The organism is Denitratisoma sp. agr-D3 (assembly GCF_054658675.1).
In genome coordinates this window covers 254,991-269,548 of the sequence record NZ_BAAGIA010000001.1, presented here as the reverse complement: position 1 = coordinate 269,548, position 14,558 = coordinate 254,991, and the positions used below count along the sequence as shown (strand labels likewise).

15 protein-coding genes are annotated in these 14,558 nt (G+C 67.5%); 10 read left to right on the top strand and 5 right to left on the bottom strand.

What is annotated here, in order from left to right; genetic code table 11:
• Window positions 1-85: 85 nt before the first annotated feature.
• Entirely contained in the window at window positions 86-1,003 is a 918-nt protein-coding gene (locus ACYQ2U_RS01255) for a LysR family transcriptional regulator (protein WP_459948521.1), read from the top strand.
• Window positions 1,004-1,139: 136 nt separating this feature from the next.
• Here the strand turns inward: ACYQ2U_RS01255 and ACYQ2U_RS01250 are convergent, their stop codons facing one another.
• Window positions 1,140-1,778 (bottom strand): nucleotide-binding protein, encoded by a 639-nt coding sequence (locus tag ACYQ2U_RS01250; protein WP_459948520.1) that lies wholly within the window; start codon window positions 1,776-1,778, stop codon window positions 1,140-1,142.
• A 179-nt stretch (window positions 1,779-1,957) separates the two neighbouring features.
• On the opposite strand from ACYQ2U_RS01250, the gene ubiB reads away from it, so the two are divergent.
• Window positions 1,958-3,505, top strand: a complete 1,548-nt coding sequence (gene ubiB / locus ACYQ2U_RS01245; RefSeq protein WP_459948519.1) for a ubiquinone biosynthesis regulatory protein kinase UbiB — start codon at window positions 1,958-1,960, stop codon at window positions 3,503-3,505.
• Here ubiB and ACYQ2U_RS01240 read toward each other — a convergent pair.
• Complete coding sequence (locus ACYQ2U_RS01240) at window positions 3,449-4,783, bottom strand: EAL and HDOD domain-containing protein (protein ID WP_459948518.1); 1,335 nt, start codon at window positions 4,781-4,783, stop codon at window positions 3,449-3,451. The genes ubiB and ACYQ2U_RS01240 overlap by 57 nt on opposite strands.
• A 299-nt stretch (window positions 4,784-5,082) precedes the next feature.
• On the opposite strand from ACYQ2U_RS01240, the gene ACYQ2U_RS01235 reads away from it, so the two are divergent.
• The 7 genes from ACYQ2U_RS01235 to ACYQ2U_RS01205 all read left to right on the top strand — a co-directional run bounded on the left by ACYQ2U_RS01235 (window position 5,083) and on the right by ACYQ2U_RS01205 (window position 10,720).
• Window positions 5,083-6,594 carry a high affinity choline transporter 1 gene (locus tag ACYQ2U_RS01235; protein WP_459948517.1) on the top strand — a complete coding sequence of 504 codons (1,512 nt, stop codon included), beginning with the start codon at window positions 5,083-5,085 and terminating at the stop codon, window positions 6,592-6,594.
• A gap of 46 nt (window positions 6,595-6,640) precedes the next feature.
• Entirely contained in the window at window positions 6,641-7,705 is a 1,065-nt protein-coding gene (locus ACYQ2U_RS01230; protein WP_459948516.1) for a VanZ family protein, read from the top strand.
• The gene (locus ACYQ2U_RS01225) at window positions 7,698-8,048 is read left to right on the top strand and encodes a nucleotide pyrophosphohydrolase (protein WP_459948515.1); all 351 of its coding nucleotides are present in this window, start codon (window positions 7,698-7,700) and stop codon (window positions 8,046-8,048) included. Before ACYQ2U_RS01230 ends, ACYQ2U_RS01225 begins: the two co-directional genes overlap by 8 nt.
• Window positions 8,049-8,092: 44 nt before the next feature.
• Complete coding sequence (locus tag ACYQ2U_RS01220; protein ID WP_459948514.1) at window positions 8,093-8,392, top strand: (2Fe-2S) ferredoxin domain-containing protein; 300 nt, start codon at window positions 8,093-8,095, stop codon at window positions 8,390-8,392.
• Between the two features lie 38 nt (window positions 8,393-8,430).
• On the top strand, window positions 8,431-9,075 hold the full coding sequence (locus ACYQ2U_RS01215) for an alpha/beta hydrolase (RefSeq protein WP_459948513.1): 645 nt from the start codon (window positions 8,431-8,433) through the stop codon (window positions 9,073-9,075).
• 100 nt (window positions 9,076-9,175) lie between these two features.
• Window positions 9,176-10,090: an ATP-binding cassette domain-containing protein gene (locus ACYQ2U_RS01210; protein WP_459948512.1), complete on the top strand. Its 915-nt coding sequence runs from the start codon at window positions 9,176-9,178 to the stop codon at window positions 10,088-10,090.
• 96 nt (window positions 10,091-10,186) lie between these two features.
• The gene (locus ACYQ2U_RS01205; protein WP_459948511.1) at window positions 10,187-10,720 is read left to right on the top strand and encodes a DUF2242 domain-containing protein; all 534 of its coding nucleotides are present in this window, start codon (window positions 10,187-10,189) and stop codon (window positions 10,718-10,720) included.
• Here the strand turns inward: ACYQ2U_RS01205 and ACYQ2U_RS01200 are convergent.
• Window positions 10,717-11,160, bottom strand: a complete 444-nt coding sequence (locus ACYQ2U_RS01200) for a hypothetical protein (protein ID WP_459948510.1) — start codon at window positions 11,158-11,160, stop codon at window positions 10,717-10,719. The genes ACYQ2U_RS01205 and ACYQ2U_RS01200 overlap by 4 nt on opposite strands.
• A 60-nt stretch (window positions 11,161-11,220) precedes the next feature.
• On the opposite strand from ACYQ2U_RS01200, the gene ACYQ2U_RS01195 reads away from it, so the two are divergent.
• Window positions 11,221-12,003, top strand: coding sequence for an ABC transporter permease (locus ACYQ2U_RS01195; RefSeq protein ID WP_459948509.1), 783 nt, complete (start codon window positions 11,221-11,223; stop codon window positions 12,001-12,003).
• On the opposite strand, the gene ACYQ2U_RS01190 is transcribed toward ACYQ2U_RS01195, so the two are convergent.
• Window positions 11,996-12,658, bottom strand: a complete 663-nt coding sequence (locus ACYQ2U_RS01190) for a hypothetical protein (RefSeq protein WP_459948508.1) — start codon at window positions 12,656-12,658, stop codon at window positions 11,996-11,998. The genes ACYQ2U_RS01195 and ACYQ2U_RS01190 overlap by 8 nt on opposite strands.
• Before the next feature lie 90 nt (window positions 12,659-12,748).
• Window positions 12,749-14,464, bottom strand: coding sequence for an acetolactate synthase large subunit (gene ilvB / locus ACYQ2U_RS01185; protein ID WP_459948507.1), 1,716 nt, complete (start codon window positions 14,462-14,464; stop codon window positions 12,749-12,751).
• Between the last annotated feature and the right edge of the window lie 94 nt (window positions 14,465-14,558).

Genomic DNA, 14,558 nt, shown 5'->3' with positions numbered 1-14,558 from the left:
TAAGAAATTCATGCCGCAAGGCTAAACGACTGGACAGACACTCCACAACCGATATAAATTGAACGAACAGTTCAATTTTATTCACATGAAAATCTCCCTCGACGCCCTGCAACTGATCGACGCCATCGACCTCAAGGGCAGCTTTGCCGCCGCCGCCGCGTCGGTGCACCGGGTGCCGTCGGCGGTCACCCACGCGGTGCGCAAGCTGGAGGAGGATCTTGGCCTGGAATTGTTTCAGCGGGAAGGCCGTCGCGCCGTGCTGACCCCGGCCGGCCGCATCCTGCTAGAGGAGGGCCGCCACCTGTTGCGGGCGGCCAGCATGCTGGAAAACCGGGTGCAGCGGGTATCCCACGGCTGGGAAACGGAATTGCGCATCGCCGTGGACGCCGTGGTGGACATCGCCGACCTGATGCCCCTGATCGCCGAATTCGACCGCCAGGAAAGCGGCACCCGGCTGCGCTTCAGCCACGAAGTCCTGGGCGGCGGCTGGGACGCGCTGATCACCGGTCGCGCCGACCTGGCCGTCGGCGTCAAGGACGACCCGCCCCCCGGCAGCGGCCTGGTCGTTCAGCCCTGGGGCGAAACCGAGTTCGTCCTCGCCGTGGCGCCCCACCACCCGTTGGCCACCGTGCCGGACCCGCTTTCGCCGGAGGTCCTGGCCCGGCACCGGGTGGTGGCCATCGCCGACACCTCCTTGGAACTGGCCGCCCGGGACGTGGGCCTGCCCACCAGCCAATCCACCCTCACCTTTCCCACCATGGCGGCCAAGGCGGCGGCCCAGATCGCCGGCCTGGGCATCGGCCACTTGCCCCGCGTCCTGGCGGAAAAGGAAGTCGCCGCAGGGCGGCTGGTGATCAAGCGGGAAGAAGGCCCCATGCCCACCAGCCCGGTACGCCTGGCCTGGCGCAGCGGCCCGAGCGGCAAGGCCCTGGACTGGTTCCGCAAGAAGCTCAACGAAGCCGAATGGAAGGCCCGGCTGCTGCCGGGCGCGGGCAAGGACTAACGACTCTGAATAAGTCCGTTCGCACTGAGCCCTTCGGCGAGCTCAGGACAGGCTTCGACAGGCTCAGCCCGAACGGCATCCTCTGAATCAGACTTCCCTAAACAACGGCGCTTGGCCGCCCTTCGCCGAGCACCGCTCAGAGCCAGGGCTCGGGACCGTTGACCCAATCGATCAGGGGCTGCCACTGGGCCTGGTCCTGGCCGGCGCGGGCGGCTGACAGATCGAAGATGGTGAGGCCGTGGGCGGCCGCCTGAACATAGGTCTGGGTGTCGCGCAAATAGGTCAGCACCGGCAAGCCCTGGCTTTCGAGAAATCGCTCCAGTTGCGCCGCCGCCCGGGTGCGGGCGTCCACCCGCATGCCCACCACGGCGACGTAGGCCTGGTGCTTGCGGATTTCCTTTTCCTCGGCCAGGGCCTCCAAGAATTGCTGGGTGGCGAGGATGTCGAAAATGGAGGGCTGCAAGGGCACGATGACCCGATCCACCACCTTCAACACCTGGGACAGGCGCTTGCCGTGCAGGCCGGCCGGGGTGTCCAGCACCGCGTGGGTGGTGCCCTTGGGCGGCCGCGCCGGCTTGTCGCCGTCGATCTCCCAGCTGGTGATCGGCGGCAGGGCCGGGGAACGCAGGCCCAGCCAGGTGCGGGCGGACTGCTGGCGATCGATGTCCCCCAGCATCACTGCGTGCCCCTGGCGGGCGAAATAACCGGCGAGGTTGGTGGCGAGGGTGCTTTTACCCACGCCGCCCTTGGGATTGGCGATCAGGAAGGATTTCATGGTGGCAGTACCCGGGCGAGTTCCAGTCAAGCCGCAAGGATACCCGAGCCGGCCCAGCGGCGCGCCGGAACGGCGCATGCCGTCCCGGACAAGGGCCGGACCGGGAGGGAGTCCGCGTTCTTTTCCCTGCCGGTGAAAGCGGGTAAAGTCGCCCCCTTCGCGTTTTTTCCTCCCTCGTCATGCGGCTGCTGCGCCTCGCCAAGATAATCCGGGTCGGGATCGCCCACGGGCTCGACCAGATGATTCTGGAACACGAACCCTCGGGCCTGCTCATGCGCCTGGCGCAAAAGGTGTTCTTCTGGCGCGACCTGTCGGCGCCCCCGGCGGTGCGCCTGCGCCTGACCCTGGAAGCCCTCGGCCCCATCTTCGTCAAGTTCGGCCAGATGCTGTCCACCCGCCGCGACCTGCTGCCGCCGGACATCGCCGACGAACTGGCGCGGCTCCAGGATCGGGTGCCGCCCTTCCCCTCCGACCAGGCCGTGGCCCTGCTGGAAAAGAACTTCGGCAAGCCCCTGGACCAGGTTTTCGCCAGCTTCGAGCGCACGCCCGTGGCCTCCGCCTCCGTGGCCCAGGTGCATTTCGCCGTGCTGCCGCCGGAACAAGGAGGCCGCGAGGTTGCGGTCAAGATCCTGCGCCCCGGCATCGCCCCGGTGATCGACCACGATCTGGCCCTGCTCGATGCCGCCGCCTGGCTGCTCGAAAAAGTCTGGTCCGACGGCAAACGCCTGAAACCCCGGGAAGTGGTGGCCGAGTTCGATAAGTACCTGCATGACGAGCTGGACCTGATGCGGGAGGCCGCCAACTGCTCACAACTGCGGCGCAACTTCAGCGGCACGGACGCTGCCGCCAAACTGCTCAAGGTGCCCGAGGTGTATTGGGACTGGTGCAGCGAGTCGGTGATGGTGATGGAGCGCATGAAGGGCACGCCCATTTCCCAGATCGAGGTGCTGCGGGAAAAGGCCGTGGATATTCCGGCCCTGGCCCGGGCCGGGGTGGAAATCTTTTTCACCCAGGTCTTCCGCGACGGCTTTTTCCACGCCGACATGCACCCGGGCAACATCCAGGTGGCCACCGAGGGCGCCGACAAGGGCAAGTACATCGCCCTCGACTTCGGCATCGTCGGTACCCTCAACGAAACCGACAAGCGCTATCTGGCGCAGAACTTCCTCGCCTTCTTCCGCCGCGACTACAAGCGGGTGGCCGAGGCCCACGTGGAATCCGGCTGGGCACCCGCGGACACCCGCATCGACGAGTTCGAGGCCGCCATCCGCGCCGTCTGCGAGCCGATTTTCGACCGGCCCCTGAAGGAGATTTCCTTCGGCCGCGTGCTGCTGCGCCTGTTCCAGACCAGCCGCCGCTTCAACGTGGAAATCCAACCCCAGTTGGTGCTGCTGCAAAAAACCCTGCTCAACATCGAGGGCCTGGGCCGTCAGCTCGACCCCGACCTGGACTTGTGGAAGACCGCCAAACCCTTCCTCGAACGCTGGATGAGCGAGCAGGTGGGTTGGCGCGGTCTGATCAACAATCTGAAGAAGGAAGCCCCCCAGTGGGCCACATTGCTGCCGGCCCTGCCGCGCCTGGCCCATCAGGCCCTGGCGGAGCGGGAACCGGCGCGCCTGCTGGCGGCGGTGGAGGCCCTGCAACGCCAGGCCGCCCGCCGCAACGGCTGGCTAGCCCTGATCGCCGCCCTGCTGGGCGGCATCCTGCTGGCCCTGGTCGGGCGCTAAGCGTCCGCCGGCGAAGGCCGAGGGCGCGCTGGATTCCGCCGCCCCCAGGCTGATGCGGTGGGCCCAGTCGATGGCCTCCTGCTGGGCGGCCATGATGCCCTCCTCGCTGATCTGCAAGTCAGCGGCCATGGCCGACACCCGCGCCAGATCGCCCTGCTCCAGGGCTTCGCAGAGGGTGATCAACTGTCCCAAGGGACGGTCGCGGCGGATCAGGGCGGACTTGAGTTCCTCCGCCAAGTGCAGACGTTCCGCCAATTGGTCCATGGACCAGCCCATCAGCACGTCGGCCAGGGACAACAGGCCCACCATGTAGGCCTCGTCCTGTAACAGGCTGCTCACCTGGTGGGTGCGGTAGGTGAGCACGTATTCCATGAAGCGGGCCCGGCGCAGGGCCAGTTCCAGCAGCGGCGAATGGCCGCCGTTGCCGTCCAGCACGTAGAGCAGCACCTGCAACCAGCGCCGCAACTGCTCCCGACCGAGGACGACGAAGGCGTGCTTGATGGAGCGGATCGGCGACAACATGGCGAAGGCGGAGGAATTCACCAGCCGCAGCAAATGCACCGACAGCACCGGATTGGCCTTGAAGGTCTCCTCCAGCACCTTGTCCTCTTCGTTGGCCAGCAGCTTGGCCAACATTTCCAGCACCGCCACCTTTTGCGGGTCGGCACGCTGGCCGGCCACCTGCACCGGGTGGGCGAAGTAGTAGCCCTGGAACAGATGGAACCCCAGTTCGTCCAGGGCGGTGAAGGTTTCGGGGGCGTCCACGCCGCAGGCATAGAGCTGCACTCCCTGGGCCCAGGCCTCGTCGATCAAGGCCTCGCACTCCTCCGCCAGCACCCGGTCGGCGCGCAGCTTGAGCACATCGGCCAGCAGCACGGCGCTGCCCAGGCTGTCGCGCTGGCGGCCGTCCTCCAGGTCGGTGGCGTCCAACACAAAACGGTAGCCGCGGGCCTTGAGTTCCCGGCAGCGGTCGCCCATGGCCCGCAACAAGGGCAGTTTCACCTCCAGGGCAAAACGGTCGGGCGGCAGCAGATTGAGCAGTTCGCTATCGAGCAGGGCGGCGGAAACGGGCAGGAAGGCCCGGCGCAGGCGCAGCAACTCGTCCAGTCCGGAATGGACGAAGGCGCTGAGGATGGCATTGGCGGCGGCCTGGTCCTCCCCCTCCTCGGTCGAAGGGGCGGCCAGGGGCTGGGCCCGGTAAAGCAACTCGACGGCCACGGTGGCGCTGGCGCCGTTGAGTACCGGCTGCCAGGCAAAGGCGTAACGGGGATTGTCCATGGCGTCCGTCATCCGCACCGGGCAACGCCCTGGGGCGCGGACATCAGCGCCAGGCGCGGCGCAAGACCGCCGACCGCAGGTCCGGCCGGAAGCGCGACCGTAAGCCCGACCACCCCGCGCCCGGAACTCCAAAAAATGCCGTCATCATCGCGCTTTTCCAAGCGTTTCAGCCCTCCGTCCCATGGGTCCGACTGCCTATCCCTTGAGTATAATCGCCGCTTCAAAATTTTCCCCTTGCAGCAAGGCTGGGCGCGGCTTTGTGCCGGTCGGCGGCTGCACCTATTTCTGAAGGGCCGCCCATGCTGCTTTGGTTCGTTATCGCTTACTGGGTCGTTTCCGTGGGCATCGGCCTTTACGCCGCCACCCGCGTGCACAACACCAAGGACTTCGCCGTCGCCGGCCGCCATCTCCCCTTTTACATGGTCACCGCCACGGTGTTCGCCACCTGGTTCGGTTCCGAGACAGTATTGGGCATTCCCGCCACCTTCCTCAAGGAAGGATTGCACGGTGTCGTCGCGGACCCCTTCGGCTCCTCCCTCTGCCTGATCCTGGTGGGCCTGTTCTTCGCCGCGCCGCTGTACCGTATGAACCTGCTGACCATCGGCGACTTCTATAAAAAGCGTTTCGGTCGCGGCGTCGAGGTGCTGACCACCCTTGCCATCGTCATTTCCTATCTGGGCTGGGTGGGCGCCCAGATCACCGCCCTCGGCCTGGTCTTCAACGTGGTGTCCGGCGGCGAGATCAGCAAGCTGGCGGGCATGTGGATCGGTTCCGGCACCATCCTGATCTACACCCTGTTCGGCGGCATGTGGGCGGTGGCCATCACCGACTTCCTGCAAATGATCGTCATCGTCCTGGGCATGCTCTGGATCGGCGGCTCCGTCAGCGACATGGCCGGCGGCGTCGGCGTGGTGGTCAAGCACGCCGCGGACAACGCCAAGTTCGACTTCTGGCCCGCCGCCGACGCCAAGGAGATCCTGGCTTTCGTCGCCGCCTGGGTCACCATGATGTTCGGCTCCATCCCGCAACAGGACGTGTTCCAGCGGGTGCAATCGTCCAAGACCGAGAAGATCGCTGTGTGGGGCTCGGTGCTGGGCGGCAGCCTGTACTTCATCTTCGCCTTCGTGCCCATGTTCCTGGCCTACTCCGCCACCCTGATCGACCCGCAAATGGTGGAGTCCCTGATCGACACCGATTCGCAGATGATCCTGCCCGAGCTGGTGATGAAGCACGCCCCCCTGTTCGCCCAGGTGATGTTCTTCGGCGCCCTGCTGTCCGCCATCAAGAGCTGCGCCTCGGCCACCCTGCTGGCGCCCTCGGTCACCTTCACCGAGAACCTGCTCAGGCCGCTGCTGGCCAATGAACACGGCCACGTCCCCGACCGCAAGCTGCTGCTCACCATGCGTATCGTCACCCTCAGCTTCACCCTGTTGGTGACCCTCTACGCCATGAACTCCAAGGCCAGCATCTTCACCATGGTGGAAAACGCCTACCAGATCACCCTGGTGATGGCCTTCGTGCCCCTGGTCTGCGGCCTCTACTGGCGCCGCGCCAGCAACCAGGGCGCCCTGCTGTCGGTCTTCCTCGGGCTGTCCACCTGGCTTGCCCTGCTCCTGGCCGGGCCGGAAGACCCCTTCCTGCCGGCCCAGTTCGCCGGCCTGCTGGCCAGCGCCCTGGGCATGGTGGTGGGCTCCCTGCTGCCCCAATGGCTGCCCCACGACCATCGCATCCACGACGAACTGCGCGCCGGCCACCATGCCGCCGCCCAGACCCACCATGCCGAGCCGGTGCACCACCACGGCAGCCGTTGAGCGGGTCGCGCTGCCGCTCGGCTGCGTGCGCTGACCGTCCGCCATCATGGGCCGCCAGTTCCATTCCAGCCTGTCGCTGCACCTGGCGCTGGCCTACACCGCCCTGGTGGTCTATGCCAGCCTGCATCCCTTCAGCGACTGGCGCGACACGGGCCTGCCGCCCTGGGAATTTCTCGCCGCCCCCTGGCCACGCTACGTCACCGCCTTCGACCTGATCACCAACGTCCTGGCCTACGTGCCCCTGGGCTTCCTTTGGGTGGTGTACCTGCGCCCGCCGCGCCGGCCCTGGCCCGTCGCCGTGCTTTGCGTGCTGGCCGCCAGCCTGCTCAGCCTGGGCCTGGAAACCGTGCAGAACTACCTGCCCAGCCGCATTCCCTCCAACCTGGACCTGGGCTGCAACAGCCTGGGTGCCCTGATCGGCGCCCTGGTCGGGGCGTGGCGCGGCCACCTGCTGCTCAACGGCAGCCGCCTGCACACCCTGCGCCAACACTGGTTCCTGCGCGGCGGCGCGGGGGACGCCGGACTGACGCTGATGGGACTCTGGCTGCTGACCCAGCTCAACCCGGAAATCCTCCTGTTCGGCAACGGCGACCTGCGTCAATTGCTTGAACTGGAAGACGCCATGGCCTTCGACGTGGACCGTTTCAGCCGCATCGAAACCTTCATCGCCGCGGCCAACACCCTGGCCGTCGGCCTCGCCGCGTCCTGTCTGCTGCTGCGCCGGCAGTGGGCCGGCGTGCTGCTGCTGATGGCCGCCGCCCTGCTGGTGCATAGCTTCGCCGCCGCCCTGCTGGTCAGCCCGCAACAGGCCCTGCGCTGGATCACCCCGGGCAACAGCCAGGGCATCGCCGTCGGTCTGTTGTTGCTGCTGCCCAGCCTGCAACTGGCCCCGCCCCTGCGCCGGGTACTGGCCGGCAGCGCCCTGCTGGTGGCCACGGTGCTGGTGAACCTGGCCCCCACCAATCCCTACCTGACCCTGGCTGCCCAGGCCTGGTGGCAGGGCCACTTCCTCAACTTCAACGGGCTGACGCGGCTCGCCTCCATGCTCTGGCCCTTCCTGGCCCTGCCCTGGCTGCTGTTGCCCCAACGGGAACGAACCTTCCATGCATGACGACCGACCCGATGACCGACTGCTCGCCCTGCGCGACGAACTGCGGGCCTTCTGCGCCGTGCGCAACTGGCAGGGCTACCACACGCCGAAAAACCTGGCGATGGCCATGATCGTCGAAGCGGCGGAACTGGTGGAACACTTCCAGTGGGCGACGCCGGAGGAAAGCCTGGCCCTCACCCCGGAGAAAAAGGCCGAGGTCCAGGACGAAGTGGCCGACACCTTCATCTACCTGCTGGAACTGGCGGACGTGCTGGACATTGACCTGATTGACGCGGCCCGGCTCAAGATGACGAAGAATGCCCGCAAATATCCGGCCCCGACCAAGGAAGGCGGTCGGGTCTGAGATAATCCGGCCTTCGTTTCCTTGTCCGCCCCACGGAGTCCCCCATGAGTTTCTTCAAGCACCACATCTTCTTCTGCACCAACCAGCGGCCCGACGGCGAGGTCTGCTGCAACAGCCACGGCGCCGATGCCCTGTGGGCCTATGCCAAGGAAAAAGCCAAGAACTCCGGCCTCAAGGACGTGCGGGTGAACAAGGCCGGCTGCCTCGGCCGCTGCGACCAGGGCCCGGTGGCCGTGGTTTACCCCGAAGGCACCTGGTACACCTTCATCGACCAGGAAGACATCGACGAGATCGTGGACAGCCACCTGGCCCAGGGCAAGGTAGTGGAGCGCCTCAAGATCTGAGCCAAAAACCAATCGTCATATCACCCCTAGCCCCTACCATGAGCCTGCACGAACGCGTCCTGCTGGACGGCCCCACCGGCAAGATCGAGGTTTTCGTCGAACCCACGGCGGGAGCCAAGGGCATCGCCCTGATCTCCCACCCCCATCCCCTGTTCGGCGGCACCGCCGACAACAAGGTGATAACCACCCTGGCCCGCACCTTCCGCGACCTGGGCTATGCCACCCTGCGCCCCAGCTTCCGCGGCGTCGGCGGCTCCGAGGGCGAACACGACCACGGCTACCAGGAAACCGACGACCAATACGCAGTGCTGGCCTACGCGCGACAACGCTTCGGTACCGAATTGCCGGTGTACCTGGCCGGCTTCTCCTTCGGCGCCTACGTCACCACCCGCCTCGCCAAGCGCCTGCAAGACGAAGGCAGCCCGGCCAAGCGCCTGGTGCTGGTGGGCACTGCCGCCGGCTACGTGGAGGGCGCCCGCAGCTACACCACCGAGGCGGTAGCGGCGGACACCATCGTCATCCACGGCTCCAAGGACGAAACCGTCGCCCTCGACAACGTGCTGGCCTGGGCCGAGCCCCTCGACCTGCCCGTCACCGTGGTGCCCGGCGCCGACCATTTCTTCCATCGCCGCCTGCACATCATCCGGGCGATCATTACTCAGGCCTGGAGGCCGGAGTCATGATCGCCCGATTGCAAAAGAATCGCCCTCGCTCCCAACCCCGCTCCCCGAGGGAGCGGGGCGACTATTTCGGACTGGCCTACGGCAAGTCATTGCCCAGCCCATGACATCTCCCCTTCGCGTCCGCGAGCTGCGCAAATCCTACGGTGACCGCGAGGTCGTGGCCGGGCTCTCCTTCGAACTGCGCCCCGGCGAGTGCTACGGCCTGCTCGGCCCCAACGGCGCGGGCAAGACCACGACCCTGCGCTGTTGCCTGGGACTCACCGCCCCCGAAGGCGGCGACATCGCCCTCGCCGGCGAGCCGGTGCCGGCCCGGGCCCGGGAAGCGCGCCAGCGGGTCGGCGTGGTGCCCCAGTTCGACAACCTCGACCCGGACTTCAACTGCCGCGAGAACCTGCTGGTGTTCGGCCGCTACTTCGGTCTCGACGACGACGCCATCCGCCGCCGCATTCCCGAACTGATGGAATTCGCCGGCCTGGCGGGCAAGGAGGACGCCCCCCTGCGCAGCCTGTCCGGCGGCATGAAGCGGCGCCTGACCCTGGCCCGCGCCCTGATCAACGACCCCGATCTGCTGGTGCTGGACGAACCCACCACGGGCCTCGATCCCCAGGCCCGCCACCTGATCTGGGATCGCCTCAAGCGCCTGCTGGGCCAGGGCAAGACCATCCTGCTCACCACCCACTTCATGGACGAGGCGGAACGCCTCTGCGATCGTCTTGCCATCGTGGACGCGGGTCGCATCATCGCCCAGGGCAGCCCCCGGGAACTGATCGCCGACGAAATCGAGAACTCGGTGGTGGAAGTCTTCGGCGACGGCGCGCCCCGCTGGGCGGCGGACCACGCCGCGGCCTATGCCCACCGCTTCGAGATCACCGGCGAAACCGTGTTCTGCTACCTGGACGACGCCGGCCCGCTGCTGGCCCATCTCAACCACCACCCCGAGCTGCGTTCCCTGCACCGTCCGGCCAACCTGGAGGACGTGTTCCTCAAGCTCACCGGCCGCGAACTGCGGGATTAACGGGCCGTTACAGCCCAGCCGGCCAGGGCCGGCGGCCTCCCCTACAATGCGGACTCACGCCTGCGCCGCAGCGTGAACGTCCGACGGAAAAATGCCATGCCCCGACGCCTTCGCCGACTGATCCTCCTGTTGCTGACCGGCCTGCTCGCCGGCTGCGGCAGCACGTCGCCCAAGTTGTCGGAACTGTCCGTCATCAACGACGAACGCTTCGACGTCATGTCGCCCTATGCCTACCAGACCTCCGTCAGCAAGGAAAAGGCCTGCGAGGCGGCGCGCAAGACCCTGCTCAGCCAGGGCTATCAGGTGGACCTGCGGGACGCCCTGACCATCAACGGCACCAAGTTCTTCCAACCCACCAAGGACCACCACACCAAACTGGAAGTGGGCCTGGTCTGTGTGGACACGGAGGAAGGCACGGTCGTGTACGCCAATGCCAAGCAGACCTATTTCGAGCTCAAGGCCAGCAGCAACAGCGCCGGCCTCGGCCTGGCGGGCATGGGTTCGATTTCCCTGCCCTGGTCCGCCAGCGTGGACAACCTGGTCAAGGTGGGAGAGGAAACCGTCACCGACAAGAGCTTCTACCGCCGCCTGTTCAGCCTGCTCAGCCAGGGCCTGCGCAGCGGCGACTAGCGGCAAACCTCCTGCACCAGCAAGCGCAGGTCGTCCACCGCCCGGCTGAGCCAGGCCTGGGTGCCCAGGTAGCTGTCGATGGGACGATGGTCGACGAACACCGACCAGGCCGGCACCAGGCGCGGCGTGCGGACCTCGCCTGCCATCACCTTTGCCCGTAGCCAATCCAGTTCCGGCGGATAGTCCCTGGCGACGTAGGGCTCGGCCAGGCGCGGTTTTTTCACGCTGTGGAAATCCACCTTGGCGAAGGTCGGGCTACGGCGGAAAGCCGGGCCCAGATTGGGTTCGCTGACCCAGCGCTGGCACCAGCTGCAATCCTCGGCGCTCCAGTAGATCACCTGGATGCGGCGCTCATGGCAGGGGTCGGCCGGGGGCACGGCGAACGCGGACGCGGCGAAAAACAACAGGCAGGACAGCAGGCAAAGACGTGGAGCGGACACGGGCCAAGGCGGAAGCAAAGTGTTAAGGTACGCCGAGTTTACTCGTCGTCATCGCACCCCATGCTTTCTCTGCTTTTCCATTCTCTGGCCTCGGGCCGCTTCCTCACCGTCTGGCGCCGCAATTTCCTGGTCTGGCGCAAGCTGGCCCTGACCTCGGTGCTGGGCAACCTGGCGGACCCGATGATCTATCTGTTCGGCCTCGGCTACGGCCTCGGCGGCCTGCTGCCCCAGGTGCACGGCGTGCCCTACATCGCCTTCCTCGCCGCCGGCACCCTCTGTTCCAGCACCATGAATGCCGCCAGCTTCGAGGCCCTCTACAGCGCCTTCTCGCGCATGCACGTGCAAAAAACCTGGGAAGCCATCCTCAACGCTCCGATCTCCCTGGAAGACGTGGTGGCCGGGGAATGGTGCTGGGCCGCCACCAAGTCGGCCCTGTCGGGCACTGCCATCCTGGTCGTGATGGCGCTCCTGGGCTACGCCGACCCGGCCCACGCCCTGTGGGTGTTGCCGCTGATCTTCCTGATCGGCCTCTGCTTCGCCGGCCTGGGTTTGATCGTCACCGCCCTGGCGCCGTCCTACGACTTCTTCATGTATTACTTCACCCTGTTCATCACCCCCATGACCCTGCTCTCGGGGGTGTTCTTTCCCCTCGAACAGCTCCCCGGCGTGCTCCAGGGCCTGGCCCAGGTCCTGCCCCTGAGCCATGCGGTGGCCCTGATCCGGCCCCTGCTGCTGGGCACGATGCCGGACCAGATCCTGCTACACATGGGGGTTTTGCTGCTGATCGCCCTGACCAGCTTTGCCGTGGCCCTCAAACTGGCCCGGCGGCGCCTGCTTACCTAGGCGTCGACGACGCTTCCGGCAACGCGCCCAGTTCGCGGCTCAAGCGCAGCGCGGCGGTGTCGCCGGCCCGGGGCTGGGGCCCTTGCGCCAGGGATGACGCCCCGTGCCGAGGCACGTCGATGCGCCACGCCGCCCAACCCAGGACCAGGGCAAAGGCCGCCACCAGCAGGCCGCGCCAATGGCGGGAGACCCCATTCCTGAGTGCTGCCCAACGCCCGACGCCTTGTCCCGGCTTGTCCGCCAGCGCCCGCCGCGCGGCCCGGCTCTCGGCCAGAGCGGCCTGAGCCTCGGCCTTTTCCCGCGCCGCCTCGGCGGCGGCAGCCTGGGCCGCCTGCTTGGCGGCGCTGGCGAGACGGGCCTGTTCCTCCTTCTCCAGCCGCAGACGGGCGGCCTTGGTGGCCTCGATGTCCGCGGCGCGGCGCTCGATGGCCACCCGCTCGGTCTTGCGTTCGGCGTCCGCCAGGGCTTCCGCCTGCTTGGCCAACATTTGGTCGGTCTGGATGCGGATACGGGCCAGGGCCAGGGCCTCGGCCTCGGCCAGTTCCTGCTCGCGCAGGGCCTCCAGGGCTTGCTTGCCCTGGTCCAGGCGGTCCCGGGCCGCGGCCTCGACGGCGGCGCGGTGTTCGGCGGGGGTCTGCTGGCGGGAAGTCGTCACGGTGGCTCCTGGAATATCCCGTCAGCCTAGCCTAGCGGAGGCGCGGGAAAAACCCGAATAAGGAACCCTTCCCGCCCGCCAACCGGGGCATCAGTGACCGATCATGTCCCGGTTGGCGGCCCCCGGCGGCACCATGGGATAGACGTGGTGATCGATGTCCACCGGGGCGTGGATCAGCACCGGCCCCGGCCGGCGCAGGGCTGCCGTCAGGCTCTGGACCGGATCCTCGGCGGCCCCCAGGTCCACCGCCGCCAGGCCGCAGCCCCGCGCCAGGGCGACGAAATCGGGACCGTGGCGGTAGCGGCTGGCGTAGATGCGTTCGCCGTAGAACAGGGTCTGTTGCTGGTTCACCAAGCCCAGGGAGTTGTTGTTCATGACGATGATCTTGAGGTTGGCCCCCTCTTCCGCCGCCGTCACCAGCTCCTGCACGTTCATCAACAGGCTGCCGTCGCCGCTGAAGCAGACCACGGTCCGCTCCGGGCAGGCCAGGGCCGCGCCCAGGGCCGCCGGCACGCCGAAGCCCATGGTGCCCAGGCCGCCGGAGGTGAGCCACTGCCGGGGCCGAGCCAGGGGATAAGCCTGGGCGGTCCACATCTGGTGCTGCCCCACGTCGGTGGCGACGATGGCGTCCGGCCCCAGGGCCTCGGCGGCGATGCGGATCAGGCCGTGGGGCGTGTCCGCCGTCGTGGCGTCGGCCCAGGCCGGCGGGTGTGCTTGGCGCAGGGTCGTCACCCGGCGCCGCCATTCCGGGTTGCGCCGGGGCGCCACCTTGGGCAACAAGGCCTGCAAGGCTTGTCGGGCATCGGCGCGCAGGGCCAGATCGGGTCGACGCAGCTTGCCCAGCTCGCGGGCGTCGATGTCCACATGGACAACCCGGGCATCGGGACAGAAGGCTTCCAGCTTGCCCGTGGCCCGGTCGTCGAAACGGGCGCCGACGACGAACAACAGGTCGCATTCCTCCAGCGCCAGGTTGGTGTGGCGGGCGCCGTGCATGCCCAGCATGCCCAGGTCGAGGGGGTGGCCGACCGGCATCGCGCCCAGGGCCATGAGGGTGGACACCGTGGGCAGGTCGGCCTTTTCCGCCAGGGCCAGGGCAGCCTCGGCGGCCTCGGCGTGGATCACGCCGCCGCCCAGGTAGAGCACGGGACGGCGGGCGGCGGCGAGCATGCGAGCAGCCGCCTCCAGGTCGGCGTCGCTAGCTGCGGGATGGGACTCGGCCAGGCCCGGCGCGGGCCACTGGGTGATGGTCACCTGCTCCATCTGCACATCCTTGGGCACGTCCACCAGCACCGGGCCGGGCCGCCCGGACAGGGCGATGCGGAAGGCCCGGGGAATCGCCTCCAGCAGGTCGGCGGCATGGCTGACGAACAGCACTTCCTTCGTGATGGGTGCCGCCACGGCGCCAATGTCCAGTTCCTGGAAGGCGTCGGTGCCGATCATGGCCCGGGGCACCTGGCCGGTGATGGCGACGATGGGAATGGAGTCGAGCATGGCGTCGGCCAGGGCGGTCACCAGGTTGCTGGCGCCGGGACCGGAGGAGGCCAGGCAAACGCCCACCTCCCCCGTCGCCCGGGCCGCGCCCTGGGCCATGAAACCGGCGCCCTGCTCATGGCGGGCAAGGACGTGGCGCAGCGCGGGAAAACCGGCCAAGGCGTCGTACACTGGCAGGATGGCGCCGCCGGGAATGCCGCTGACGAAGCCCACGCCCTGCCGGGCGATGAGGCGGACGATGAGTTCCGCGCCGGTGAAGGTGGTGGGCGTGGGCAGAAGGCCGGTCAGGGCCAGTTCCCGGTCGGGTGCGTTCATGGTGAGGCTCCTCTCTAGGTTGAGGTGCCGGTACGCCGAAGGGGAATGGACAATAAAAAACCCCCGCCGGCAGCGCCGGCGGGGGTTTTTGGAA

What these genes read in the sequence shown, in the direction of transcription:
- ubiB (WP_459948519.1), top strand. Translation starts at nt 1,958, where the DNA reads ATGCGGCTGCTGCGCCTCGCCAAGATAATCCGGGTCGGGATCGCCCAC.
- ilvB (WP_459948507.1), bottom strand. Translation starts at nt 14,464, where the DNA reads ATGAACGCACCCGACCGGGAACTGGCCCTGACCGGCCTTCTGCCCACG.
- ACYQ2U_RS01205 (WP_459948511.1), top strand. Translation starts at nt 10,187, where the DNA reads ATGCCCCGACGCCTTCGCCGACTGATCCTCCTGTTGCTGACCGGCCTG.
- ACYQ2U_RS01240 (WP_459948518.1), bottom strand. Translation starts at nt 4,783, where the DNA reads ATGGACAATCCCCGTTACGCCTTTGCCTGGCAGCCGGTACTCAACGGC.
- ACYQ2U_RS01220 (WP_459948514.1), top strand. Translation starts at nt 8,093, where the DNA reads ATGAGTTTCTTCAAGCACCACATCTTCTTCTGCACCAACCAGCGGCCC.
- ACYQ2U_RS01195 (WP_459948509.1), top strand. Translation starts at nt 11,221, where the DNA reads ATGCTTTCTCTGCTTTTCCATTCTCTGGCCTCGGGCCGCTTCCTCACC.
- ACYQ2U_RS01235 (WP_459948517.1), top strand. Translation starts at nt 5,083, where the DNA reads ATGCTGCTTTGGTTCGTTATCGCTTACTGGGTCGTTTCCGTGGGCATC.
- ACYQ2U_RS01255 (WP_459948521.1), top strand. Translation starts at nt 86, where the DNA reads ATGAAAATCTCCCTCGACGCCCTGCAACTGATCGACGCCATCGACCTC.
- ACYQ2U_RS01215 (WP_459948513.1), top strand. Translation starts at nt 8,431, where the DNA reads ATGAGCCTGCACGAACGCGTCCTGCTGGACGGCCCCACCGGCAAGATC.
- ACYQ2U_RS01230 (WP_459948516.1), top strand. Translation starts at nt 6,641, where the DNA reads ATGGGCCGCCAGTTCCATTCCAGCCTGTCGCTGCACCTGGCGCTGGCC.
- ACYQ2U_RS01250 (WP_459948520.1), bottom strand. Translation starts at nt 1,778, where the DNA reads ATGAAATCCTTCCTGATCGCCAATCCCAAGGGCGGCGTGGGTAAAAGC.
- ACYQ2U_RS01210 (WP_459948512.1), top strand. Translation starts at nt 9,176, where the DNA reads ATGACATCTCCCCTTCGCGTCCGCGAGCTGCGCAAATCCTACGGTGAC.
- ACYQ2U_RS01225 (WP_459948515.1), top strand. Translation starts at nt 7,698, where the DNA reads ATGCATGACGACCGACCCGATGACCGACTGCTCGCCCTGCGCGACGAA.